The organism is Rhodococcus sp. P4_E4 (assembly GCF_056401575.1).
In genome coordinates this window covers 155,307-178,178 of the sequence record NZ_JBFUJB010000002.1, presented here as the reverse complement: position 1 = coordinate 178,178, position 22,872 = coordinate 155,307, and the positions used below count along the sequence as shown (strand labels likewise).

Sequence of the window (22,872 nt, the reverse complement as noted above, 5' to 3'; positions counted from 1 at the left end):
ATGTGCAATATCTGTCAGATCCGCCGTTCGTGAGCGGTCCCGCTCCCGGGTTTGCGGGAGGCCCGCCCGTCAACGGGGTACCGGTGCATCCCGTACCCATGAAGAAGGGCGTGCCCATTCCGGGTGCCGTGCCACTGCGAAAGCTGGAGCGGCGCTCCGGCGGTCGCATCGTCGCCGGAGTTGCGGGCGGTATCGCCGATCATCTCGGTATCGACGTCCTGAAAGTGCGCGTCGCCTTCACGATTCTTGCGGCGATGGCCGGATCCGGCATCGTCATTTACGGCGCCCTGTGGATCTTCACCTCCGCCGGCACGGACACGCAGAAGCCGTCCGCGGCCGAGCGGCAGCGGGCGTACGGCTTGATCGCACTCGGATTGGGCGGCGCAGCCGCGTTGTCCTGGTTGTTCAGCGGCACGGCGGGTTCGGTGCTCGCGCCGTTCTTCGTCGTCGCGATCGGTGCAGCCTTGGTGTGGCGCGAGTTCGACTCCGACGGTCCCCGTACTGTGATCGGCTTGCCGCAGCGGCCTACCGTTCTGACGTGGGCGCGGGTGGTCGGGGGAGCCACCTTGATCATCTTGGGTCTTGGCGTTGTCGTCCTTGCTCAGGTCGACCTCGAAGCACTGCGCTCGTCTCTCTTGGCGGTGGTCGTGACGCTGATCGGTGTCGGTTTGTTGACGGTGCCGCTGTGGCTGCGGATGTGGCGTGCTCTCGGCGCCGAGCGTGCGGCCCGAATTCGCAACGACGAACGTGAAGAGATTGCGTCGCATCTACACGACTCCGTCCTTCAGACGTTGGCTCTGATTCAGAAGCAGTCCGACAACCCACAAGAGGTGGCGCGCCTGGCCCGCGGTCAGGAACGCGAGCTGCGCAAGTGGTTGTTCAGCGGCGGCGACATCGACCACACGAGCCTGACGGAAGGCCTGAAGATCATCGCCGGTGAAGTGGAAGACCAGCACGGTGTCACGGTCCGTCCCGTCACTGTCGGCGACGTACAACTCGAAGGCGAAGGCGTAGAGAACGGCCTGCCCAAGGAAGCGTTCACCGCGCTCCTCGGTGCGACGCGTGAAGCTCTCGTGAACTCGGCAAAGCACTCGGGGGAGAAGGAAATCAATCTGTTCGCCGAGGTCGAGGGTGATCAGGTCAGTGTGTTCGTTCGTGATCGCGGCGTCGGATTCGACGTCGACGCGGTGCCGGAGGATCGCCAGGGGCTGGCCAAGTCGATTCGTGGTCGAATCGAGCGGCGCGGTGGCCGCGTCGTGGTTCGATCCGACATCGGAAAGGGCACCGAGATCCGCGTGCACATGCCGCTCGGTGACTCTGCTCTAAGGTGGGACCAGACTGCTGACCGTGTCGACAACCCCGAGGAACAGCCCCAGTGACTTCGCTTGCGCCGCCCCCGTACCGCGTATTTCTTGTCGACGATCATGCAGTGTTCCGCTCCGGGGTGAGGGCCGAGCTCTCGCGCGAGACGGATATGGATGTCGTCGGTGAGGCAGGCGGCGTCGCGGAGGCAATCGCCGGTATCAACTCGACGAAGCCGCACGTCGTTCTGCTCGATGTCCACATGCCCGACGGTGGTGGAGTGGCAGTTCTGCGCGGAATCGATTCCGGCCCGGTGTGCCTGGCGCTCAGCGTTTCCGATGCCGCCGAAGACGTGATCGCGGTGATCCGCGGCGGTGCGCGCGGGTATGTGACGAAGACGATCTCGGGATCCGAACTTGCCGAGGGCGTACGACGCGTTGCCGGTGGTGACGCGGTGTTCGGGCCGCGCCTGGCAGGTTTCGTGTTGGACTCCTTCACCGGACGCTCCAATGCACCCGAGCCACAACTCGATCCGGAACTCGATTCTCTTACTCCGCGGGAACTCGAAGTGCTCAGATTGCTGGCACGTGGGTACACCTACCGTGAAATTGCCGAGGACCTGGTGATTTCCGTGAAGACGGTCGAGACTCACGCATCGAACGTTCTGCGAAAGACTCAGCAGTCCAATCGCAATGCGCTGACACGTTGGGCACATCGCCGACAGATCGACTGAATTTCCGCGCACCCTTTCGCGATTGCGAGTGAAGGCGCACCATGGACCGATGACGGAACCACTGGCGCTCGCGTCGAGACGTGGGCGTTGGGTTGTCGCCGCCACCGTTCTCGGCTCGAGCATGGCTCTCCTCGACGGCACCGTCGTCAACATTGCTCTGCCGCACATCGGCGAGGACTTGAATTCCGGTGTCGCCGGGCTGCAGTGGACTCTCAGCGGATACACCTTGGCATTGGCGTCGCTGATACTGCTCGGCGGAGCCCTCGGCGATCGTTGGGGTCGGCGGCGGGTATTCGTGTGGGGGACGGTCTGGTTCGCGGTCGCGTCGTTGCTGTGCGGAATTGCACCTGACATCACATTTCTGGTGATTGCGCGGATCCTGCAGGGAGTGGGAGCTGCGCTCTTGACGCCTGGCAGCCTTGCCATCATTTCCGCGTCACTTCGCGAGGAGGACCGCGGTGCGGCGATCGGCTTGTGGTCGGGCTTGGGTGGTGTCGCCGGCGCTATCGGTCCGCTGTTCGGTGGTTGGCTGGTGGAAGTGGCGGGATGGCGATCGGTGTTCCTGCTCAACATTCCGTTGGCGATCGTCGTGGTGTGGGCAGCGGTGCGCCACGTGCCCGAGAGCCGCGATCCGCATCCGCCCGAGCACCTGGACGTGGTCGGATCTGCCTGCGCAGTAGTCGGTCTCGGGGCGCTTACGTACGGGCTGATCGAAGTCAACCCGATAGTCGGGCTGGTCGGGGTGCTCGCGCTGTGCCTGTTCGTTGTGGTGGAACGTCGATCGCCGAGTGCGTTGGTGCCGCCGTCCCTGTTTCGTTCGCGGATGTTCGTCGCGGCCAATCTGGTGACTCTCGCGGTCTATGCGGCTCTTGGCGGTGTGTTCTTCCTGCTCGTGCTGCAATTGCAGTTGGTCGCGGGGTACTCGCCGGTGGCTGCCGGCGTCGCAACGGTACCGATCACCTTGGCATTGTTGCTGTTGTCTTCGCGCGCGGGCAGTTACGCGCAGACGCACGGACCGCGATTGCCGATGACGGTCGGGCCCGCCGTGGCCGCGGTGGGGTTGGTGTTGATGACGCGGATCGGCCCGGATGCGTCGTACCTGACCGTCGTGCTGCCGGGAGTTCTGGTCTTCGGGCTCGGCCTGGCGGTGATGGTGGCGCCGTTGACTGCGGCCGTGCTCGGCTCGGTGCCGGTGGAGCAGTCCGGGATCGCGTCAGGTGTGAACAATGCCGTTGCTCGCACGAGCCAGCTTCTTGCGGTTGCGGCCTTGCCTGCCCTGGTGGGTATCGATGCCGAGAGCCTGGTCGATCCGTCGAGTTTCTCCGACGGTTTCCGGTATGCGATGTACATCTGTGTGGCGCTGCTGTTGATCGGTGCGGCCATCGCCGCGACGCTGATCCGTACTCCGACTGTCGAGCCTGTTCAGGAATCGGATTCGGTTGCGTGCAAGCCGCATTGTGATCTGACGGGACCTGCAGTGCAACCGAATCCGATGAGGGACTAGACGCTGATGTCGCGATCTCGGCTGGGCACCAAGGGGATTGCCGCGGCTGGAAATGCCGCGACTATCGCGAAAGCGAGCGGGTAGCCGACCGCGCCGATCAGCGCACCGACCACCGGGCCCACTGCTGACGCGGCAATGAACTGGCCGGTGTTCTGTGCGCCCAACGCTTTTCCTTGCCATTTCGGCCCGGCCGCTTCGGCGACGGATGTGAACGCCAAACCGTTGTCGGCGACGCTGACGGTGGTTGCCAGCAGCAGGATCAGGGCCGGAACGCCCCAAGGCGCTGCGCCGGCTGCTGCCATTGCCAACATGACCGCGGATGCGGAGACGGCAACCAACCTCAGCGGGCCTACTCTGCTTCCGGCGCGATCACTCCAGATGCCGACGACGATGCGGCCGAGCGCACCCACGAACTGGGAGATCCCGATCAGGAGTCCAGCGGGCGCCGCGTCCCAGCCTTGCTCGCTGATCAGCCAGACCAGACCGAACGTCGAGAGGGTGAACTGCGGAAACACCAGCAGTGCCGAGACGAGGTGAATGCGCCAGAGGAACCAGTTCGAGCGATAAGGGTTGATCGTCTCGACCGGGATATCGGTGGACCGCGCCGCCGGTCGCGGGGGATTGACCAATGCGACGGCACAGATCAGGGCGAGGACGCCGTTGAGCGCCACCGACAGTCCGACGGCCGAACCGATTCCTACGTTCGCGGCGAGAGTCGGGATGGTCAACGACGCAATGGTCACGCCCAGTGGCTGTGACATCTGCCTGATGCCCATCGCAAGGCCGCGCCGATCCTTGGGAAACCAGCCGACCACAACACGCCCACTGGCGGCGTTGGTGCTCGCCGCAGCCATTCCACCCAGTAGAAATGCGATCCCGAGGAGGGCGTAGTTGTCGGTGGTGGTCGCGGCGAGCGCGGCGATCGCCGTCAGCGCGAGCCCGATGGAGATGACCCATTTCTCACCGAATCTGTCGGCCATCGCTCCCCACGCCACCAAGGTGAGAACCATGCCGAAAGTGGGTGCAGCGGCTAGGGTTCCGGCTTGCGTCAACGAGAGACCGTGCTCGGAATGCAGCAGCGGGATCAAAAAGGCGGGGGTGCTGACGAAGACGGTGCCTGCGGCCTGGGCTGCGACGCCGATTCCGAGCATCGTCCACGCCTTCGGGGAGACGGCCGTCTTTTCCAACCGCGACGCCTGCGTCATGGTGCCCTCCGATTTCTACGCTGTTCGACGATGCCGACGCTACTCGCGTAGTTTCACATGTTGAAACCAGAATCCCACTATTTGGTCAAACGTGGGGGGTCCAGGGTGCGAAGTGCCCACCCCTTTTCGAGCGAACGGTACGACGATCGCCTTGGGTGCGCCGAAAGGTACGTTCGCTCGGGAAGGGGTCAGCGATGAGGCAGGCGAACCGTGAAGATCGTGCGCCCGTCCACCTGGTCGACGCCGATGGTGCCGCCGTGCAAGTGCACGTTTTCGACGGCGAGGGAGAGCCCGAGTCCGCTGCCCTCGCTGCGTCCGCGCGCGGTGTCGACCTTGTAGAACCGCCGAAAGATCGCCTGCCGGTCTTCGGGTGAGATGCCGGGGCCGTGGTCGACGACGGTGATGACGGAGAAACCGGGTTCTGCGCTCAACTCAACGCGAACCGGAGGCGCTCCGTGGCGCAGCGCGTTGCCGACGAGGTTGGCGACGACTATGTCGATTCGACGTGAATCCACTCTGGCGCTGACGCTTTCGGGTGCACGGAGTTCGACGGTTTCTGTCCAACCTCGGCTCTCGAGTGTGCGCTCGGTCAATTCGACGAGGTCGACGTCGTCGAGGACGAGACGCGCCTGTTGTGAGTCGTGGCGCGACATTTCGATCAGATCTTCGACAAGTCGAGTGAGCTTGCCGATCTCACTGCTCACGATGCGCGCTGCAGCGGCGGCGTCCGGCGGAAGATTGGGGATCTCTTCGCGGAGGATTTCGCTGACCGGAACCAATGCCGCCAGCGGCGTTCGAAGCTCGTGGGAGACGTCGGCGACAAATCTTCTCGACTGCTCTTCCGATTCTTCCAGACCTCGGATGACCGCTTCGTTGCGAGCGACCATGTTGTTGAATGTTGTTGTGACCTGGGCAAGTTCGGCTACTCCGTCTTCGGGGAGCCGGACGCTCAGGTCGCCGTCGGCGGCGCGGGCGGCGGCCTCGTCCAGGCGTTTGAGCGGACGGACCAGCGTCGACGCGATCCAGAGTCCGAGCAGACCGCTCACCAGCACACCCGCCGCGAGGGTGAGACCGACAGCTCGAAGCAGGTCGTCGAACTTGTCCTGCACCCCTACCAGCGGCCGGATGGTGACGGCTTTGACCAGTGTCTCGTTGTCGTAGCCGTCGTCTGCAGTCATGTCCACGACATTGACCGACATTCCCAACATGATGCGCTGGGAGTCGAGTCTCTCGAAGCGGATCAGTTTGGGACTGTCCAAACCCTCTTCGAAGCTGGGTGGGATCGTTGCCGCATCCACTGATCCTTGACGAATGACTTCGCCGTCGACGATCAGAGTCATGTCGGACTGGAAGATCTGGTCGAGGGTGTCAGGTGTCAACCCGTCTACCGGCGGTCCATTGCTGTACTGCAGTTCGTCGCGAAATTGTGCCGTTGCCACGTCCTGAGCGTTGGAATAGATCCACGACCGCGCCATGAACGAGACGACGCCTGCGGTTGCCCCGGCGATGATCACGACGATTGCGATGAACACGAGCACGAGCCTGGTCCGAAGACCGTCGACCCGAAGCCAGGTCGGTCTCATCGGGCCGGGCTGGTGTTGAAGCGATACCCGAACCCGCGCACCGTTTCGATCACGGTCGGTGTGGCTGGGTCGTCCTCGATCTTTCCGCGCAGCCGCTGCACTGCTGCATCGACGATTCGTGAGTCGCCCAGGTATTCCTGGTCCCAGGCTGCGGACAACAATTGCCTGCGGCTGAGAACCTGTCCGGGGTTTTCGGTCAGCGCCAGTATCAGTCGGAGTTCGGTCGGAGTCAGGGTCAGCAGCGTCCCGGCTTTGCGTACCTGCAATGACGACCGATCCAATTCCAGGTCGCCGAACTTCTCTGCGCCCGGCGCCACATCTGAACGCGTCGTTGCGGGCGCCGAGCGCCGCACGACGGCTTTGATCCGAGCATCGAGGACACGCGGACTGGCCGGTTTGACGACGTAGTCGTCGGCACCGGCCTCGAGGCCGGCAACAGTGTCGATGTCGTCGGATCTGGCGGTCAAGATGATGATCGGGATCGAACTGCGCGTACGGATGCGTCGACAGATCTCGTAACCGTCGGCTCCTGGCAGTCCGAGGTCGAGTAGGACGAGGTCGGTGGAGCCGAGGACGTCGTCGAAATCGCCGTTACCGTCGGGCCGATGGCTGACGTTGTGCCCGAGTCGGTTCAGTCCCAACGTGATTGCCTCGGCTACCGCTGGATCGTCTTCTATGAAAAGAATGCTCACCATGCGCTCACCTTGGACTCGCCATGATCAGGGGCCTTCTGCGGTCGGAGGAATCTCGGTCAGCCAAGGGTACAGGGGTCACACTTTCGAGAGCCGTTCGTTGCCTGAGTCCGCCAGTACCGCGTGCCGTGCGACGCTGGTGTTCAACGGAAATGCCGACACGGCGAGGGTGTAGCAGCCGACGAGCAGTAGCGCACCGATCACGTCACTCGGCCGGTGCCATTGCAACACGACTACCGAGATCGCGGTCCCGATGGTGATCAGCGCGCCGTTGACTGCAACGACTGCCCGCCACCTCGAGGGTGTGACGAGCACGATCGCGCAGACCAGAGCAGCGATGGCCGTCAGCGTGCCGCTGGGGAAGGAATTGTGCATCACCAGGCCGTTCAGGTCCGGTCGATCCAACGATTGTTTGAGAACCCAGGCCGTCGTGATGGGACCGAGGGTCACGACGACGACGCGTAGGGCCAGCGCAATCGGGTTGTTGCGCAATGTGATCATGAGTGCCACGAGCACTCCTCCCACTATCAGTATCGGAGTGACGAGGCCGATGAACTCGGTGGAGAACACACTGAGTCCTTCGGAGGTGGCCGCGCCCACCATGAGTTGTTGGTCGACGATCTGACCACCAGTAGTGTTGACTGCCAGTTCGAATTCGACGACTCCGAGGATCAGGAGTGCCAGTGCGGCAATCAGTCTCGCGGGTTTGACTCGTGTCATGATCAGCCTTCCGCTCTCTCGTCCGAAGGGTTGCTCAGTTGGGGCGGGCATTCCCCGCCGGGAGTGGTTGCCAATTCGAAATGCCACATCTCGTTGGCATAGGTCTGGCAGAGGCCGTAATCATTGCCGTGCTGGATGAGCCAGTCGTCGGCGTCGGTCGGTCCGATGTCGACGGCTTGTCCGCTAACATGCTTCGACAGACTCGGGGAGTGCACCCATTTGGACGCTTCGTTCATGCTGCCGTACTTGACGACGGCTTCGTCGAACAGTCGCTGTTGGTATGCGGCGGACCGCCAACCCGAGGTGACGTGCATGTTCACTCCGGAGGCCTGTGCGTCGGCCGCTGCCGACTGCAGCGCCGCGAGCAGTGCGGAATCGAGACGGGCCAGTGCAGGTACATGGGTATCCTGCACGCTGATGCCGTCCTCGATCTCGCCGCCTGCGGGTCCTGAATCAGGCTGAGTGGCAAGGTAATTACCACTCTTGGGCTTTGCTTCTTCTGTGTACGAGCATGCGCTGAGCGTGAGCGCACCGAGTACGACTGCACCGAGTGCGGCGAGGCGGATTATTCCGCGGTGGCTGGGCATACAACAGAGACTGCTCGGTCAGTGTCACCGTCAGGTGGTCGCCGTTCGTCGACGGTGTCACGGTCTGAAACAGCTCTGTAACAGGACGGAACGGGGCTGGTGAGCGCGCTTTACGCGGGGCGCGGGATCGATGCGAAAGTCGACAGTTCGAACCACGAAGGCAAGCTACGACGCAACGCCGTAGGCCCCGAAATGGTGACGTCACCTGACCGTATGGCGTCCGACCAGGTCAGGTTACCGCGCCAGATCTCGGTCATCGGTCGCAAGCCCGCAGAGACCGACACCGCAACGTCGAAACCCGGATCGATATCGCACATGTCCACCTCCCCGGAATTGATGACGAGCCACCAGTTTCGCGAATGTTCACGCACTCCGGAGAAAACGAAGTGCACCACGGTCTTTCCGTCGGGAACCACGGAGTGATCCACGCGTCGATGCATGTCCCACAGCAGCAGTTTCGGATCCAGGTCTTCATCGCCCAGCTCGCCGATCCACCTGGTACCCCAGATTCCGAGAGCTTCGACCACAGGGCGCAGTTCTCGGCCCGCGTCGGTCAATCGGTAACTGACGACGCAGTCGGTTTCTTCTCGCTCCACGATGCCGGCGATCGCGAGTTGGTGCAGCCGCGTGGAGAGCAGAGTCGGTGACATTCGCGGAAGTCCGCGTCGGAGATCGTTGAAATGGTCGCTTCCCATCATCAGTTCGCGCAGGAGAAGCAGCGTCCACCGCTCGTCGAGTAGCTCCATCGCCTTGGCGACGGGGCAGAACTGGTGGTACGAGGACCCCATCATTCGATCGTAGGCCTCTGGAGTGCTCCGGTACAGATTTCGTACTGGAGAGGAGTGAACCGTCGTCGTAGCGTCGAAGTAACGGCATGAATGTTGTCGGGCTCCGAGGTTGTTGGGCTCCGAGTACCAAAAATATTGAAGGAGAACGGTAATGAGTGAATCGACGGAAACGCTCGGGCTGGATCGTGAGCTGAAGGCCAAGCATCGGGCCATGTGGGGTCTCGGTAACTATCCGGCGGTGGCCACGCAGGTCATTGCGGAACTTGGGCCGGTACTGGTCGGCGAGTGCGGTGTGCAGAAGGGTGACCGCGTGCTGGACGTCGCGGCGGGGTCCGGCAATGCCGCCATTCCGGCGGCCGCGCTGGGTGCGCAGGTGATTGCCACGGACCTGGCTCCCGAATTGTTCGTAGCGGGTAAGGAGGCCGCTTCCCTCGCCGGAGTCGAATTGGACTGGCAGGAGGCCGATGCCGAGGCTCTTCCTTTCGGTGACAACGAGTTCGACGTGGTGCTTTCGTGCGTCGGTGTGATGTTCGCACCGCATCATCAGCGCGCCGCGGACGAACTTGTGCGAGTATGCCGACCCGGCGGAAAGATCGGAGTGCTGAGTTGGACTCCGACGGGATTCATCGGCGAGATGTTCAAAACGATGAAGCCGTACGCACCGCCGCCGCCTCCTGGTTCGCAGCCGGCGCCTTTGTGGGGCGATGAGAACCATGTTCGTGATCTGCTTGGCGATGTGGCCTCGAGGAAAGACGTACTTCGTGTGGACACATTCAGTGGGCCGGAAGAGTTCCGTGATTTCTTCAAGAAGAATTACGGGCCGACCATCGCGGTGTACCGGAACATCGCCGGCGATCCCGACCGAACGCAGGCGCTGGACCGCGATCTGCTCGAGTTGGCGGAAAGGTACGGCAGCGGAAGCGAACCGTTCACGATGGAGTGGGAGTACCTGCTGGTCACCGCGACGCCCGATGGGGGAGGTGCGTGATGACGACGGTCGAGTTCGCGCCACTGAAATCGGCGATCACAGGTTCTGTGTTCGGCCCCCGAGATCCGGAGTACGACGACGCCAGATCGATCTGGAACGGGCAGATCGATCATCGTCCGGCGGTGATCGCCAGGTGCCGGTCGGCGTCGGATGTGGCTGTGGCACTTGCATTTGCCAGAGCCCATTCGTTGGAGGTTTCGGTCAGAGGTGGCGGGCATTCCTACCGAGGCACATCGGTGTGTGAAGGCGGAGTGATGATCGATCTCAGTGCGATCAACGTAGTCAGCGTCGCCCCGTCAGCGAAGCGAGCCAGGGTCGGTGGTGGTGCGACGATCGCCGACCTCGACAAGGCGACGCAGGAACACGGGTTGGCGGTGACCGGCGGAGTGATCAGTGATACCGGCGTCGGTGGCCTGACACTCGGTGGTGGCATGGGGTGGTTGACCCGCACGCTCGGCCTGGCGATCGACAATCTGGTGTCGGCAGAGGTGGTGCTCGCCGACGGTTCGATCGTTCGAGCCTCCGAGAACGATCACAGCGACTTGTTCTGGGCACTGCGCGGTGGCGGCGGAAATTTCGGAGTGGTCACCGAGTTCGAGTACCGTCTGAGCGAGATCGGTCCGGAAGTGCATCTGGGACTGTTCTTCTGGGGGATGGAGGACGGACCCGCAGCGCTTCGTCTGTGCCGCGAGGTAGTGCCTGCCCTGCCGAGAAATGCGGGTGCGATGGTTGCCGTCAGTTTGTCCGCGCCGCCGGCGCCGTTTGTCCCGGATCAATTTCACCTACTGCCCGGATACGCGTTGCTGGTAGCCGGTTTCGGATCGGAAGTAGAACACTCGAACGCGATTGCGCCGATTCGAGAGGGCTTGCCGACGCTTTTCGAGTTCGTCACTCCGATCCCGTACGTCGGCTTGCAGTCGATGCTCGACGAATCGGAACCGTGGGGTGCGTACGCCTATGAGAAGGCTTTGGACCTGGTGGATTTCTCCGACGACGTGATCGATGTTCTGACCGAACAAGCGGGCAAGAAATCGTCGCCGATGTCCTTCATGCCGATCTTTCCGCTGCAGGGAGCTTTCACTTCCGTCGGCGAGGACGACACAGCGTTCGGTGGTTCTCGCACACCGCATTACGTGTGCAATATGACGGCGACGGCCACCGATGCCGGGACGCTGGAATTGGATCGATCGTGGGTGCGTGAGACCTGGGAAGCCTTGCGTCCGTTCTCGTCCAACCAAGGCGGGTACGTCAACTTCATGACCGACGTCGACGAGGACCGAGTGCGAGCTTCCTACGGCGCGGGGAAGTACGCGCGGTTGTCCGCAGTCAAGGCGAAGTACGACCCGGACAACGTGTTTCACCTCAATGCAAATATTCTGCCTGCGTGAAGCTTGTGCTCAGACCGTGAACACCAGTCAGGCCGTGAACACCAGGATGACGACGATCAGTGCGGCCAAGACGATGACGGCGACCATGCCGGTCATGGCGAGGGGAGCCCACGCGACTACCTTGTCGCGGGTGCTGGCATCGGTGGGTCCGGTCGGTATCCGCGGCGGCCAGGAGAACATGTCCATCGGACTGGGAACGTTTCGCAGTGGCGTGTTCTGTTGCACTGCAGGAAGTCCGGTGACCGTGGAGCCGGTCAGGCGATTGCGGCGGTGTGGGTCGGCGAGTTGTGTGGTGCGGTGAGCCCAGGCCGGCACGGCGCCCTCGGACGAGTAGACGGGAGCGTCGATCAACTGATCGATCGTGCCGCCGCCGGTCGCGGCTGCGGCGAGCGCGTCGCGTGCCTGAGCCATCGTCGGCCGACGGGTCGGGTCCGGCTCGAGGAGCTGAAGGAGAACATCGGTGAGCGGTCCAGACTTGGTGGGTCGGTAGATCTCGGCCTTGGCGACACGATGCAGTAGGGCGATGGCGTCCGAGTCGATGCCGAAGGGCGGTTGGCCCTCGATCACCGTGTAGAGCGTCGACCCGAGTGAGAAGACGTCGCTGGCCTCGGTGGGGTCGTCGCCGCGGGCAACTTCGGGTGCGAAGTACGCGGGAGTGCCGGTGATGACCTCGTCCTGGGTGTCGGACACGTCGCTCTTTGCGCGGGCGATGCCGAAGTCGCTGATCTTGACGGTGCCGAGGGACTTGCCTCGGTCGGCGATCAGGATGTTGCCGGGTTTGATGTCGCGGTGGACGATGCCGGCGGCGTGCGCTTCGGTGAGTGCCGCAGCGATCTGCGCGCCGATCTGCGCGACTTCGAGTGGTGGCAACGTGTCCGCCAGGTTCATGGCCTGGGCGAGGCTGCGAGCCGGGAAGTACTCCATGACCAGCCAGGGTTCGCCGGACTCGATCGCGACGTCGTACATGGCGATGGAGTGGGGATGGGTGAGCTTTGCGGCGTTCCTGCCCTCGCGCAATGTACGTTCACGGACCTCTTCGGCCGTTTCGGTGTCGAGGCCTTCCGTACTTGTGACCTGTTTCACCGCGACGTCACGGCTGAGGAGGGTGTCGCGGGCCAGCCAGACGGCGCCCATCCCTCCGTCGCCGATCTTGGAGCGGAGTCGGTACCGCCCCGCCAGCAGGTATTCGGGCCCGATGCCCCTCCCGGTCTGCTCTTGAGCTGTCACATCTCAAGGTTAATGGATTGATGCCACTGTGACGCTCGAGGCTCCTGTGAACTGGGTTTTTGGCTCTGCTTGACGTGTCGGGGGTGACACGGTTTACTGAAAACAGTTCGAAAATATGTTCGAAATTGCTGTTCGTTGGATGCATGTCAGACCCGACTTCCCCGCGGTTTGCCGGCTGGTTATGGATTGCTGCCGAGTGAGTTTTTCCGGTGTTCCGGAGGATGGGGATGACCGAGGTGACCGAGTTGGTAGAGCTGTCGGCAGATGCGGCGGGGTTGTCCCGTCAGGATCGGCTGGCACAGCTCCGCCGACAGATCGCGTCCATTCCCTCGCGAGGCGATACGTCGTTTTCGGGACCGAGTGTTTCCGGACCTGGTGTTTCTGTGGCCGGTGTTTCTGTGGCTGGTGTTTCCGGGACAAGTGCAGCGGCCTCCGAGAGTGTTGCCGACCGGGACAGGCCGGTCGTGGACCGTGCGCACAAAGCCGGTGTCCTCCCGGTGCCGGAGGGTATCGCCGCATTGTTACCGCAGGGCGGTTTGGTGCGCGGAACCGTGGTGTCCGTCGAGGGCGCAGCGTCCTTGCTTTTGGGATTGGTCGCGTCGGTGACGGCGTCCGGAGGACATGTTGCAGTCATCGGGCAGCCTCGACTGGGATTGCTGGCGGCGTACGAGATGGGTGCGCAACTGGAACGTCTGGCACTCATTCCGGCGCCTGGGCCGGATCCGGTCGAGATCGCCGCCGTGCTGCTCGACGGTATGGATCTGGTGATTCTGGGATTGGCGGGTGCGTCGGTATCCCCGTCGCGTGCGCGGGCGGTGGTCGCACGTGCTCGGAGCAAGGGCTCGACTCTTGTTGTCACCGAAGGTCACTGGGACGGAGCCGAGGTTCGGTTGGACGCTCGGGTTCATGGCTATGGTGGGTTCGGTCAGGGTCGGGAGTTGGGGCGTGGACGGCTCAGTTCCCTGAGCCTCGCGGTTCGTGCTCGGGGGCGCTCGTTCCAGCCCCGGACCACGCGTCTGGACATCTGCAGTGCAGCCGGGCGGGTCGAGTGGGTACCTTCTCGGCCGGTCGAGGATGTGTCGTCGCAGGTGGTGTCGGAGCAGGTGGTGTCACTGTGAGCAGAGTTCTGGCGTTGTGGTGCCCGGACTGGCCGGCGGTGGCAGCGGCAGCGCTTGCCGATCTTCCGGCCACACATCCCGTCGCGGTCACTTCGGGTAATCGGGTGATCGCATGTTCGGCGACGGCTCGTGCGGAGGGAGTGCGACGAGGCCTGCGCCGACGCGAGTCGCAGGCTCGCTGCCCGGAACTGTATGTGGCGATGGCAGATCCGGAACGCGATGCAAGATTGTTCGAGCCGGTGGCCGCGGCCATCGACGCGGTGGCACCGGGCGTCGAGGTACTCCGTCCTGGTTTGTTGGTGCTCAGCGCGCGTGGTGTCAGTCGGTACTTCGGTTCTGAGGAAGCTGCGGCGGAACGATTGGTGGATCAGGCATCTGCTGCGGGTGTCGAGAGTCAGGTGGGGGTGGCAGATCAGCTGTCCACGGCGGTCATTGCCGCGCGCCGGGCAGCGCTGGTGCCGCCGGGGGAGGGGGCACAGTTTCTGGCGCCGCTACCCATGCCGGAGTTGGCTGCCGAGCCCAGCCTGTCTGCACCGCATCGCGGGGAGTTGGTGGATCTGCTGCGCAGGCTCGGGATCAGAACCATCGGTGCTTTTGCGGATCTGCCGGCAGTGGACGTCGCTTCGCGTTTCGGTGCCGATGCGGTGCTCGCGCATCGTGCGGCGCGCGGTGAACCCGAACGGCCACCGTCGGCGCGGACACTTCCGCCGGACCTGGAGGTGGAGCAGCATTACGATCCGTCGATCGAGCGGGTGGATGCCGCAGCGTTTGCCGGGCGCGCCTTGGCGAGTCTCCTGCACGACAAGTTGTCTGCTGCCGCGGTGGCGTGCACCCGTCTGTCGATTTCGGCCAGCACGGGTAACGGTGAAAATCTTTCTCGGACTTGGCGTTGCGCCGAACCTCTGACGCCGGAGGGGACGGCCGATCGAGTGCGATGGCAACTGGATGGCTGGCTCACCGGGCGCAGTGAGACCCGGCCAACCGCAGGCATAGCCGTGTTGCGTCTGGAACCGGTGGAGGTGGTCAGTGCCGGCGCTTTGCAGTTGGGGCTGTGGGGCGGTGTCGGCGACGAGGAGGAGCGAGCCAGGCGAGCATTGGTGCGCGTGCAGGGTCTTCTGGGTGGCGAATCGGTTCAGGTCGGTGTCCTGAGCGGAGGTCGAGGGCCCTTGGAGCGAATTACCTTGTTGCCCTTGGGTGACGAGCGGGTAGCTACCCATGATCCGACAGCCCCGTGGCCGGGCCGTCTGCCACAACCGTCTCCGGGGTCGATCTTTGTCGACAATCCCAAGGTGTGGCTGGGGGATGTGGCCGGTAACGCCGTGTACGTCACTGAGCGCGGTGTCTTCAGTTCGCAGCCGGGAAGGCTGAAGTGGGGGAGCAAGGAATGGGCAGTGCAGGGGTGGGCCGGGCCCTGGCCGGTTGACGAGCGATGGTGGGACGCTGCCTCGGCACGCACGGCGGCGCGGGCTCAGGTTCTGTTGGAGGAATCGCGTGCGCTGCTGATGATCTGTGAAGGCGGTGGATGGTCGGTGGAGGGTGTGTACGAATGAGCTCGCAGGTATAGCCAGCTGTACCCGCCTGGTCGAGTCGACTGTACGAACAGTAGGGGCGTTGGCACCATCGTCATGCCGTCGCTCGGCTCCTAGCGTTGATGACATTCAAAAAAGTAACCGTTGCAATGATTCTCACCGTTGCAACTCTTTACGAGGAGTGTCATGGCAACGGCGGGTCGACCTGAAGTTTCCGGAACCGATCGACTTCACTACGAGCAGACGGAGCTGCACGACGCACAACTTCTGGCGTACGACGAGTCTGGCGAAGGCCGGATCGTGGAGGTGTTCGGCGATGTCGCCACAGCCGAGCACATCGTCATCTTCGTGCCGGGCAACGACAACGGATTGGGAAACTACTTCGACGAGAACCGTCCGACAGGACCACGAGCGAGCGGATGGACACTGGGAAGAATGCTCCGAACGCTCGGACCGATCGATCACGTCGCGGTGATCGTGTGGGTCGGTTATCGGACGCCGTGGGGATTTCTCGAGTCGTTCTCGCGGACACTCGCAGAACGCGGTGCGATCGATCTGGCGCGATTGACACGCATCCTGCCGCATTCGGCGCATGTGACGCTCGTCGGACACAGCTACGGGGCCGTGGTGTGCGGACTCGCCCTCCCGTCGGCGCGAGTAGACGATTGTGTGGTGCTTGGTAGCCCGGGGATGGGGACCAGTTCTCGCGAAGACCTGCGCTTTGCCGGAAATCTCTGGGCCGCGCTGGGGCCGTCGGACTGGATTCGGTATTTCCCACGCGTGAAGATCGGTCGCCTCGGGCACGGCCCGTCTCCAGTTCGGGCGCAGCACGGAGCTGTTGTTTTCGAGACCGGTGCCATTCGAGGGCATTGTGGATACTTCGCCGATGCAAGCGAGTCGCTGCGCAACATCGCGAGGATCGGTCTCGGTCGCTACGACGAGGTCACGCGGCCAGGGCAGTTGCCGCCTCGGCTGACAGCTTCAGCAATCCACGAGGACAGGTCTATCCTGGGAACTCGTGAGTGTCGCTAACGTACGAAGTGCCGGCGGGGTCCAGATCAGCTACCGCGATTCCGGCTCGCATCCCAGTGTTGCCGATCTGCCTCCGGTAGTCCTCGTGCACGGGATGGGTGGCGACAGCGGTACCTGGGACAAGTTCGCGCGGACCTTGCGATCACGCAACCGGCGAGTTGTCTCGGTCGATCTTCGCGGCCACGGACGGAGCGCTCGGGCGTCGTCGTATCTGTTCGACGAGTTCGCCGACGACGTCATGGACGTGTGTGATCATCTCGAACTCGATCAGGTGGACCTCGTCGGCCATTCGCTCGGCGGGCACGCGGCGTCGTTGATCGCGCAGAAACGACCCACCGTGGTGCGGAAGTTGGTCATCGAGGAAGCACCGTTGCCGCTACGCGCAGGTGACGCAGAACAGGTATTCGCGAGGAAATTGCCGAGTGTGCCAGAACTGTGGCATGCAACAACAAGTTTGGTGCGGCATCCGCGAGCTGCGCTGACGTTCGATCGCTCGATGACGCGGTCCGCGCTCGAGCAGTTCCGCCGACCGGATCCGCAGTGGTGGGATCGGTTGCCGCTCATCGAGGCTGACATGTTGTTCCTGCGTGGAGGTCTGGGCGGGATGGTGGATCCCGATCGCCTCGACGCTGTTGCCGCCACCGTCGCGCGCTGCGAATTGGTCTCGTTCCGTACCGGCCACAGTGTCCATCGCGACGGCCATCGCCAATTCGAATCCGTTGTGTTGCCGTTCATTTCCTGAAAGCGCAATACTCGATCAGTTCCGGCAAGAACCCATCCGCTACGCGTGCGGCACCGAATGTACTTCCATGCATACCAACGGCAACGACTGGTCCGCACACGAATACGTCGAAGCGGTAGCACGATCCGTTCACGGTGAGACCGTCCGATGGCCGCAGGGACCGAGTATGGATGCGGTGATCGTTCTGCCAGTTCATGCCCGAAACCATCCGGGGAAGAACGCGGTTCTGCTCTGGAATCACGACTTCGGTTGGTCGTGGGGTGTCGAGGAGGCTGACGTGCGAAGGACGATTTCGATTGTCGACCCTCTCGGTATCGGCCGGACACCGGATCCGCTGCGCTGCGCGGATCGAGTCATCGAACTGATCAGCGCCGAGGCAGTTTGCTCGCGCATGTGTAGCGAACACTGATTCGGTCAACTCTGGGGCCACAACGCCTCCGAGAGGACGACGCCCGTGAACCCAGAGAACGTTCCTGCCTCGCACTGTCATTCATTGCCGCGCCGGACGTTCCTCGGTGGCGTCGGTGCTCTTGTCCTCGCCGGAGTGGCAGACGTGGCAACCGGCGCGGCGAGCGCGGCGCCGGCGAAAGCATCGCCCGCCGATCGGTTTCCGCAGAAACCCAACATCGTTGTCATCATCACCGATCAGGAGCGGCGGCCGATGTATTGGCCGCAGGGCTGGGCTGATCAGAATCTGCCCAACCGCAAGAGGATTGCCGATCACGGGCTGACGTTCGACCAGGCAGTGTGCAATACCGCGATGTGCTCGCCCAGTCGTAGTACGTTCTTCACCGGCCTCTTTCCCGCGCAGCACGGGGTCACCAGAACCCTCACCGAAGGCGGCACTGTCTCACCCACCGAGCCACAGTTACAAGTCTCCGAGCAGAACATGGCAAAGCTGCTGGCGTCGGCCGGCTACAACGTTCAGTACCGGGGGAAGTGGCATCTGAGCAAAGGCGTCGAGGGTGGTGATCCGACAAGTGACGATGTAGCGGGATTCGGCTTCGAAGGGTGGATTCCCCCCGACGCGGGTCAGGACACCAATCCTGACCACTTCGGTGGCGGGTGCGCCGACCATGATCGCCGTGTTGCCGAGGAGGCAGTCGATTTCCTCTCCGGATCTGCGGTCGCATCCGGGCAGCCTTGGGCGCTCATCGTCTCGTTCGTGAACCCACACGACGTCCTCGCGTACCCCCAGACCTGGAATGCGATGAACGGAACGTGCGACAACTATGGATCGGACGCGCCAGGTGCCTTCGAGCAGGGGATCGACTTGCCGCCCACTTTCGACGAGATCCTGGCACTCAATCACAAACCGACAGCGCAGGTTCAGTCGGAATTGCTACTCGCAGCCGGGCTCGGGCCGCTGCTCGGGCCTGATCAGGCACGCAACTACATCAACTTCTACGCCTACATGCACAAGGTGGTCGACGAACACATCGGCAGCGTGCTCGACGCGATCGAAGCCACCCCGCAGATGCTCGACGACACGGTGATCGTACGGATGTCCGATCACGGAGAGATGGGGATGAGCCACGGAGGTTTGCGGCAGAAGGTGTTCAACGCCTACGAGGAAACGCTGCGCGTTCCACTGGTCATCAGCAACCCCCTGCTGTTTCCCGAACCCGTTCGCACAGACGCCTTGGCGTCGTTGATCGACGTGATGCCCACTCTCGCCACTCTCGCCCAAGCGCCAGCGCGTGAATCGTGGAACTTCTCGGGTACCGATCTGACACCGGTCATCATCGACGCTGCCGCCTACCCCCACGGTCCCAGCGCGCAGGTTCAGGACACGATTCTGTTCACCTACGACGATCAGAATTGTGCGACGCCCGACGGTCAGAACATCGTCACGCAGCCCAATCACATCCGCTGCATCCGGGAGAGCCGGTGGAAGTACACGATGTACTTCGATCCTGCGGGAGTTGCTGCGCCGCAATACGAACTCTACGACTTACAAGCCGACCCCTTGGAACTGAACAATCTAGCCAATCCGCTCAATATCGGCTCGTATCGGCCGGATCTGGCGGCTCAGATGAACGCCAAGCTCTTCGCAGTGATGGAGACCAAGGGCGTTTCTCTGAAGGAATAGATCGAATTTCGCCAAAACTGATTCACGTTTCAGTTCTGCGGGCATGCTGATGGGGCATCTGTCTTCGGTTCGGGAAGAAGGAATGTCATGACTGTCACCTCGCCGGGGCGAGAAGGTTTCAGTACTCTTCGGTCGGGAGGGTTGAACTGGGATTCGTTCCCACTCCGATTGTTCACCAAGGGAAATGCCAAATTCTGGAACCCAACCGACCTCGATTTTTCCCAGGACGCTCGTGACTGGCAGGAGCTGACCAGCGAGCAGCAGCGCAGCGCCACCTTCCTGTGCGCGCAGTTCATTGCCGGTGAAGAAGCCGTCACCGAAGACATTCAACCGTTCATGAAAGCGATGTCGACTGAGGGGCGATTCGGCGACGAGATGTACTTGACGCAGTTCTGTTTCGAGGAAGCCAAGCACACCCAGGTCTTTCGGCTGTGGATGGACGAAGTGGGATTGACCAGCGATCTGCATTCCTACGTCGCTGACAATCCGTACTACCGGCAACTGTTCTACGAGGAGTTGCCTTCGTCGCTACGCATTCTCGAGACGGATCCGAGTCCGGTCAACCAGGTGCGTGCCAGCGTCACGTACAACCACGTCATCGAGGGCAGTTTGGCGTTGACGGGCTACTACGCCTGGCAGAAAGTCTGTGCGACGCGCGGAATCCTGCCTGGCATGCAGCAATTGGTGCGAAAGATCGGTGACGACGAGCGACGGCACATGGCTTGGGGGACGTTCACCTGCCGAAGGCACGTAGCTGCCGACGATCACAACTGGGACGTCGTCCAGCAGCGGATGGGTGAACTCATGCCCATGGCACTCGGAATGATCAACTGGGTCAACGATCAATTCGAGGTGCAGCCGTTCGGTTTGGACAATCAGGAGTTCCTCGAGTACGCCGCAGACCGTGCGCAGCGCCGACTTTCGGCGATCGAGTCCGCGCGCGGGCGCGACGTCGCCGAGATCGACCTCGACTATTCGCCGGAGACCCTCGAGGAAAAGTTCGGGGCGGAAGATGCCGCTGCGATGAGTGAGGCGGCCAAATGACAGCGAATTCTATTGGGGCCAAGCCGAGTTCTGGATGACCTCGACAAAATCGATGTGCCGAAATCCCGGCACAAAATGTTCGAGTACGTCAGCGTTGACCGTCCCGAATGTACTTTCGGGACGGTGCTTGAAGCCTTCGGTGAAAGCCTTCAAGATCTGATTCTTGAAATCCGGGCGCGGGTGAGCCGCGGTGACGGCGTCAATGTCGGCCTGGTCGAGTTCGCTGTATCCGATTCCGAGTACGTCGGTCTCCACACCCGCTGTCACCAAGGCGATTTCGGGTTCCAATCGGGAGGGGATCTCGGGCGTCGTGTGCAGAGCGATGCCTTCCCACACTGTGCGGATGTCGGTTTCGTCGACTCCGTAGCCGGTGAGGAATCGCCGCGCTTCGTCGGCGCTGTCCAATTCGAAACGTGACGTACTGTCCCGGAATTTCGCGGTGAGCCCCAGGTCGTGGAACATGGCGCCGACGTAGAGCAATTCGGGGTCGGCCTGCAGACCCAGACGCGCTCCTTGAAGCGATCCGAAGAGGAAGACACGTCGCGAGTGGTGAAACAGTAACTCGGACGCCGTATCTCGTACCAGCTCGGTGGCGTCGGCAGCCATCTTCGAATCGGGGATTTTCACACCGGCAATGATCGTGGTCATCGGTACCTGCTCTGCTCGTCGTTGCTGCGAATTTCTCGGTCTATCCCAGTGTCGGTCGAGCACGCCCGCGGGCGCACCCTGATCTCGGCCATACTGTCCACAGATCAGGACGAAGGAGAGCGCATCGTGACCGCAGTGCATCGAGTTGCCGTCCTGGTGTTCGACGGCGTCAAACTGCTCGACGTCGCAGGTCCGAGTGAGGTGTTCGCGGAAGCCAATCGCGGCGGGGCGAACTACGAGTTGGTGATCTGCTCGGTAGGTGGACACGATGTCGACTCGTCGACCGGGATGCGCATTCCGGTCGACCGTGACGTTGTAGATTCCGGTTCTTTCGACACGTTGCTGGTCATGGGTGGAGACGTGTTCCCGTCGACGCCGGTGAGTCCGGAACTGCGCGAGGCAGCAAGCGATCTGGCGGGGCGTTCGGGCCGGGTCGCCTCGATCTGTACCGGGACATTCATTCTTGCGGCGAGTGGATTGCTCGACGGACGCCGCGCAACGACACATTGGCAACACACGGCAACGCTGGCGCGCGCCTATCCACAGATCACGGTGGTTCCTGACGCCATCTTCATTCAGGATGGCGCGGTGTTCTCGTCTGCGGGTGTGACCGCCGGCATCGACCTCGCGCTCGCATTGCTCGAGCGTGATCATGGTGCAGAAATGGCTCGACGCGTCGCACAACTTCTGGTGGTATTTCTCCAGCGTCCAGGCGGACAGTCACAGTTTTCGCCCTCGCTCAGTGGGCCTCGGCCTCGGGTCCCTGCGCTGCGAGAAGTGGTCGACGCCGTCACGGCCGATCCGGCGGGGGAGTATTCGGTCGAGCAACTGGCTGCCCTGGCACACCTGAGCCCGCGTCATCTGACGAGGCTCTTTCGCGAAGAATTAGGGACGACGCCGGCCAAATACGTCGAGTTGATCCGTTTCGACTCTGCGAAGGCGCTCCTCGATGCCGGCCACTCGGTGACCGAAGCCGCGCAGTTGGCGGGATTCGGCAGTTCGGAATCCCTACGACGAGCATTTTCGACTCATCTCGGAATCTCGCCCCAGGTGTACCGGCGTCGGTTTCAAGCGTTCGGCTAGGACTGACTTTCGTGCTTGCCTTGTGGCGGGCTCATGCCCTGCTTGTCGAGCCAGGCAAGGCTGTAATCGGCGATCTCACGCCAACCGTGGTCGATGGTCAGCGAGTGACCTCGGTCGCCGAATACCTTGTATTCGTTGATCGTCGGGGCCTTGGCGTACTTCTTGAACGAGCTGTCCGAACTGGCCTTCGGTACTGTGCGATCCTTACCGCCGCCGATCATCAGGAGGGGGCCGCGGCGGGCGTTGAAATCCACTGCAGCGGGGCTGTGGGGCGCGAAGTTTGCGAGTGCTGCCTCGAACAACGGCCGTCCGGGGGCGGGAATTGCATACTGCTCGAACAGGGCGTCGGACTCGTCCTGGGACACGGCGCTGGCGAAGGACTTGTGGAACGATTTTCTGTTGTGTGAGTAAGCCTTCCGGTAGTTGCCGGGGTTGGACAGGACAGGGAACACGCTTCCAAGCTGAACGAGAGGAAGTTTCAACACACCTTTGGGCTGAGCGGGGTCGATGGCAATTGCCGCGGTCGCCAACTTCTGGCCCAGCAGTTTCTGCGCGATCAAACCTCCGAACGAATGCCCGACCACGATCGGTGGTTCGTCGAGATCAGCGATCACCTTGGCGTAGTGATCCGTCACGTCGTCGATGCCGTGTCCCGCGATGTCCTCCGGGTGTTCGCGCGTCTCACCCACCGTGGACGCATCCCCTGGCCATCCGGGTGCCATCGTGGAGTACCCCTGCGCGTTGAAAACCTGCGCCCAGGGATCCCACGTGGTCGGGTGCATCCAGAGTCCGTGGATGAACAGAACAGTCGGGTTGGACTTGGGCGACATGCGCGCTCCCCGCTATCGGACCGATGATCGATACGGG

The 22,872-nt window shown here is 62.6% G+C and carries 22 protein-coding genes; 13 read left to right on the top strand and 9 right to left on the bottom strand.

The window, feature by feature from the left end; all coding sequences use genetic code 11:
- The first annotated feature begins 98 nt into the window (after positions 1 to 98).
- The 3 genes from AC1DVN_RS03785 to AC1DVN_RS03775 are packed head-to-tail and all read left to right on the top strand — an operon-like array spanning position 99 to position 3,539.
- Complete coding sequence (locus AC1DVN_RS03785) at positions 99 to 1,379, top strand: ATP-binding protein (protein ID WP_037136870.1); 1,281 nt, start codon at positions 99 to 101, stop codon at positions 1,377 to 1,379.
- Entirely contained in the window at positions 1,376 to 2,035 is a 660-nt protein-coding gene (locus AC1DVN_RS03780) for a response regulator (protein ID WP_020969075.1), read from the top strand. The genes AC1DVN_RS03785 and AC1DVN_RS03780 overlap by 4 nt, the downstream gene beginning before the upstream one ends.
- A gap of 49 nt (positions 2,036 to 2,084) precedes the next feature.
- The gene (locus tag AC1DVN_RS03775) at positions 2,085 to 3,539 is read left to right on the top strand and encodes an MFS transporter (RefSeq protein ID WP_020906941.1); all 1,455 of its coding nucleotides are present in this window, start codon (positions 2,085 to 2,087) and stop codon (positions 3,537 to 3,539) included.
- Here AC1DVN_RS03775 and AC1DVN_RS03770 read toward each other — a convergent pair.
- The 6 genes from AC1DVN_RS03770 to AC1DVN_RS03745 form a co-directional block, all read right to left on the bottom strand.
- Positions 3,536 to 4,744: an MFS transporter gene (locus AC1DVN_RS03770; RefSeq protein ID WP_021343596.1), complete on the bottom strand. Its 1,209-nt coding sequence runs from the start codon at positions 4,742 to 4,744 to the stop codon at positions 3,536 to 3,538. The two genes, AC1DVN_RS03775 and AC1DVN_RS03770, sit on opposite strands and share 4 nt — an antisense overlap.
- Before the next feature lie 188 nt (positions 4,745 to 4,932).
- On the bottom strand, positions 4,933 to 6,276 hold the full coding sequence (locus AC1DVN_RS03765) for a sensor histidine kinase (protein WP_257209893.1): 1,344 nt from the start codon (positions 6,274 to 6,276) through the stop codon (positions 4,933 to 4,935).
- Between the two features lie 47 nt (positions 6,277 to 6,323).
- Positions 6,324 to 7,022, bottom strand: coding sequence for a response regulator transcription factor (locus AC1DVN_RS03760; RefSeq protein WP_019747601.1), 699 nt, complete (start codon positions 7,020 to 7,022; stop codon positions 6,324 to 6,326).
- A 75-nt stretch (positions 7,023 to 7,097) separates the two neighbouring features.
- Positions 7,098 to 7,739, bottom strand: a complete 642-nt coding sequence (locus AC1DVN_RS03755; RefSeq protein ID WP_019747602.1) for a phosphatase PAP2 family protein — start codon at positions 7,737 to 7,739, stop codon at positions 7,098 to 7,100.
- A gap of 2 nt (positions 7,740 to 7,741) precedes the next feature.
- Complete coding sequence (locus tag AC1DVN_RS03750; RefSeq protein WP_019747603.1) at positions 7,742 to 8,326, bottom strand: M15 family metallopeptidase; 585 nt, start codon at positions 8,324 to 8,326, stop codon at positions 7,742 to 7,744.
- Positions 8,327 to 8,436: 110 nt separating this feature from the next.
- A complete protein-coding gene (locus tag AC1DVN_RS03745; RefSeq protein ID WP_019747604.1) occupies positions 8,437 to 9,114 on the bottom strand; it encodes a winged helix-turn-helix transcriptional regulator in 678 nt (225 codons plus the stop codon).
- A 151-nt stretch (positions 9,115 to 9,265) separates the two neighbouring features.
- Between AC1DVN_RS03745 and AC1DVN_RS03740 the strand changes: the two genes are divergently transcribed.
- Positions 9,266 to 10,102, top strand: coding sequence for a class I SAM-dependent methyltransferase (locus AC1DVN_RS03740; protein WP_019747605.1), 837 nt, complete (start codon positions 9,266 to 9,268; stop codon positions 10,100 to 10,102).
- The gene (locus AC1DVN_RS03735) at positions 10,102 to 11,490 is read left to right on the top strand and encodes an FAD-binding oxidoreductase (protein ID WP_019747606.1); all 1,389 of its coding nucleotides are present in this window, start codon (positions 10,102 to 10,104) and stop codon (positions 11,488 to 11,490) included. The genes AC1DVN_RS03740 and AC1DVN_RS03735 overlap by 1 nt, the downstream gene beginning before the upstream one ends.
- Before the next feature lie 27 nt (positions 11,491 to 11,517).
- On the opposite strand, the gene AC1DVN_RS03730 is transcribed toward AC1DVN_RS03735, so the two are convergent.
- The gene (locus AC1DVN_RS03730; protein ID WP_019747607.1) at positions 11,518 to 12,717 is read right to left on the bottom strand and encodes a serine/threonine-protein kinase; all 1,200 of its coding nucleotides are present in this window, start codon (positions 12,715 to 12,717) and stop codon (positions 11,518 to 11,520) included.
- 227 nt (positions 12,718 to 12,944) lie between these two features.
- Here AC1DVN_RS03730 and AC1DVN_RS03725 point away from each other — a divergent pair, with 227 nt between their 5' ends.
- The 7 genes from AC1DVN_RS03725 (at position 12,945) to AC1DVN_RS03695 (ending at position 20,274) form a co-directional block, all read left to right on the top strand.
- Positions 12,945 to 13,835, top strand: a complete 891-nt coding sequence (locus AC1DVN_RS03725) for a hypothetical protein (RefSeq protein ID WP_019747608.1) — start codon at positions 12,945 to 12,947, stop codon at positions 13,833 to 13,835.
- The gene (locus tag AC1DVN_RS03720) at positions 13,832 to 15,385 is read left to right on the top strand and encodes a DNA polymerase Y family protein (protein ID WP_019747609.1); all 1,554 of its coding nucleotides are present in this window, start codon (positions 13,832 to 13,834) and stop codon (positions 15,383 to 15,385) included. Before AC1DVN_RS03725 ends, AC1DVN_RS03720 begins: the two co-directional genes overlap by 4 nt.
- A gap of 165 nt (positions 15,386 to 15,550) precedes the next feature.
- On the top strand, positions 15,551 to 16,396 hold the full coding sequence (locus AC1DVN_RS03715; protein WP_019747610.1) for an alpha/beta hydrolase: 846 nt from the start codon (positions 15,551 to 15,553) through the stop codon (positions 16,394 to 16,396).
- Complete coding sequence (locus AC1DVN_RS03710; protein WP_019747611.1) at positions 16,383 to 17,138, top strand: alpha/beta fold hydrolase; 756 nt, start codon at positions 16,383 to 16,385, stop codon at positions 17,136 to 17,138. The genes AC1DVN_RS03715 and AC1DVN_RS03710 overlap by 14 nt, the downstream gene beginning before the upstream one ends.
- 67 nt (positions 17,139 to 17,205) lie before the next feature.
- Complete coding sequence (locus tag AC1DVN_RS03705) at positions 17,206 to 17,547, top strand: DUF6292 family protein (RefSeq protein WP_019747612.1); 342 nt, start codon at positions 17,206 to 17,208, stop codon at positions 17,545 to 17,547.
- Positions 17,548 to 17,592: 45 nt separating this feature from the next.
- Positions 17,593 to 19,230: a sulfatase family protein gene (locus AC1DVN_RS03700; RefSeq protein WP_019747613.1), complete on the top strand. Its 1,638-nt coding sequence runs from the start codon at positions 17,593 to 17,595 to the stop codon at positions 19,228 to 19,230.
- Between the two features lie 87 nt (positions 19,231 to 19,317).
- Complete coding sequence (locus tag AC1DVN_RS03695) at positions 19,318 to 20,274, top strand: R2-like ligand-binding oxidase (RefSeq protein WP_019747614.1); 957 nt, start codon at positions 19,318 to 19,320, stop codon at positions 20,272 to 20,274.
- A gap of 9 nt (positions 20,275 to 20,283) precedes the next feature.
- Here AC1DVN_RS03695 and AC1DVN_RS03690 read toward each other — a convergent pair whose 3' ends face one another.
- Positions 20,284 to 20,922, bottom strand: a complete 639-nt coding sequence (locus AC1DVN_RS03690) for an HD domain-containing protein (protein ID WP_019747615.1) — start codon at positions 20,920 to 20,922, stop codon at positions 20,284 to 20,286.
- Positions 20,923 to 21,048: 126 nt separating this feature from the next.
- On the opposite strand from AC1DVN_RS03690, the gene AC1DVN_RS03685 reads away from it, so the two are divergent.
- Entirely contained in the window at positions 21,049 to 22,005 is a 957-nt protein-coding gene (locus tag AC1DVN_RS03685) for a GlxA family transcriptional regulator (protein WP_020906956.1), read from the top strand.
- Here AC1DVN_RS03685 and AC1DVN_RS03680 read toward each other — a convergent pair.
- On the bottom strand, positions 22,002 to 22,835 hold the full coding sequence (locus AC1DVN_RS03680) for an alpha/beta hydrolase (RefSeq protein ID WP_019747617.1): 834 nt from the start codon (positions 22,833 to 22,835) through the stop codon (positions 22,002 to 22,004). The genes AC1DVN_RS03685 and AC1DVN_RS03680 overlap by 4 nt on opposite strands.
- Between the last annotated feature and the right edge of the window lie 37 nt (positions 22,836 to 22,872).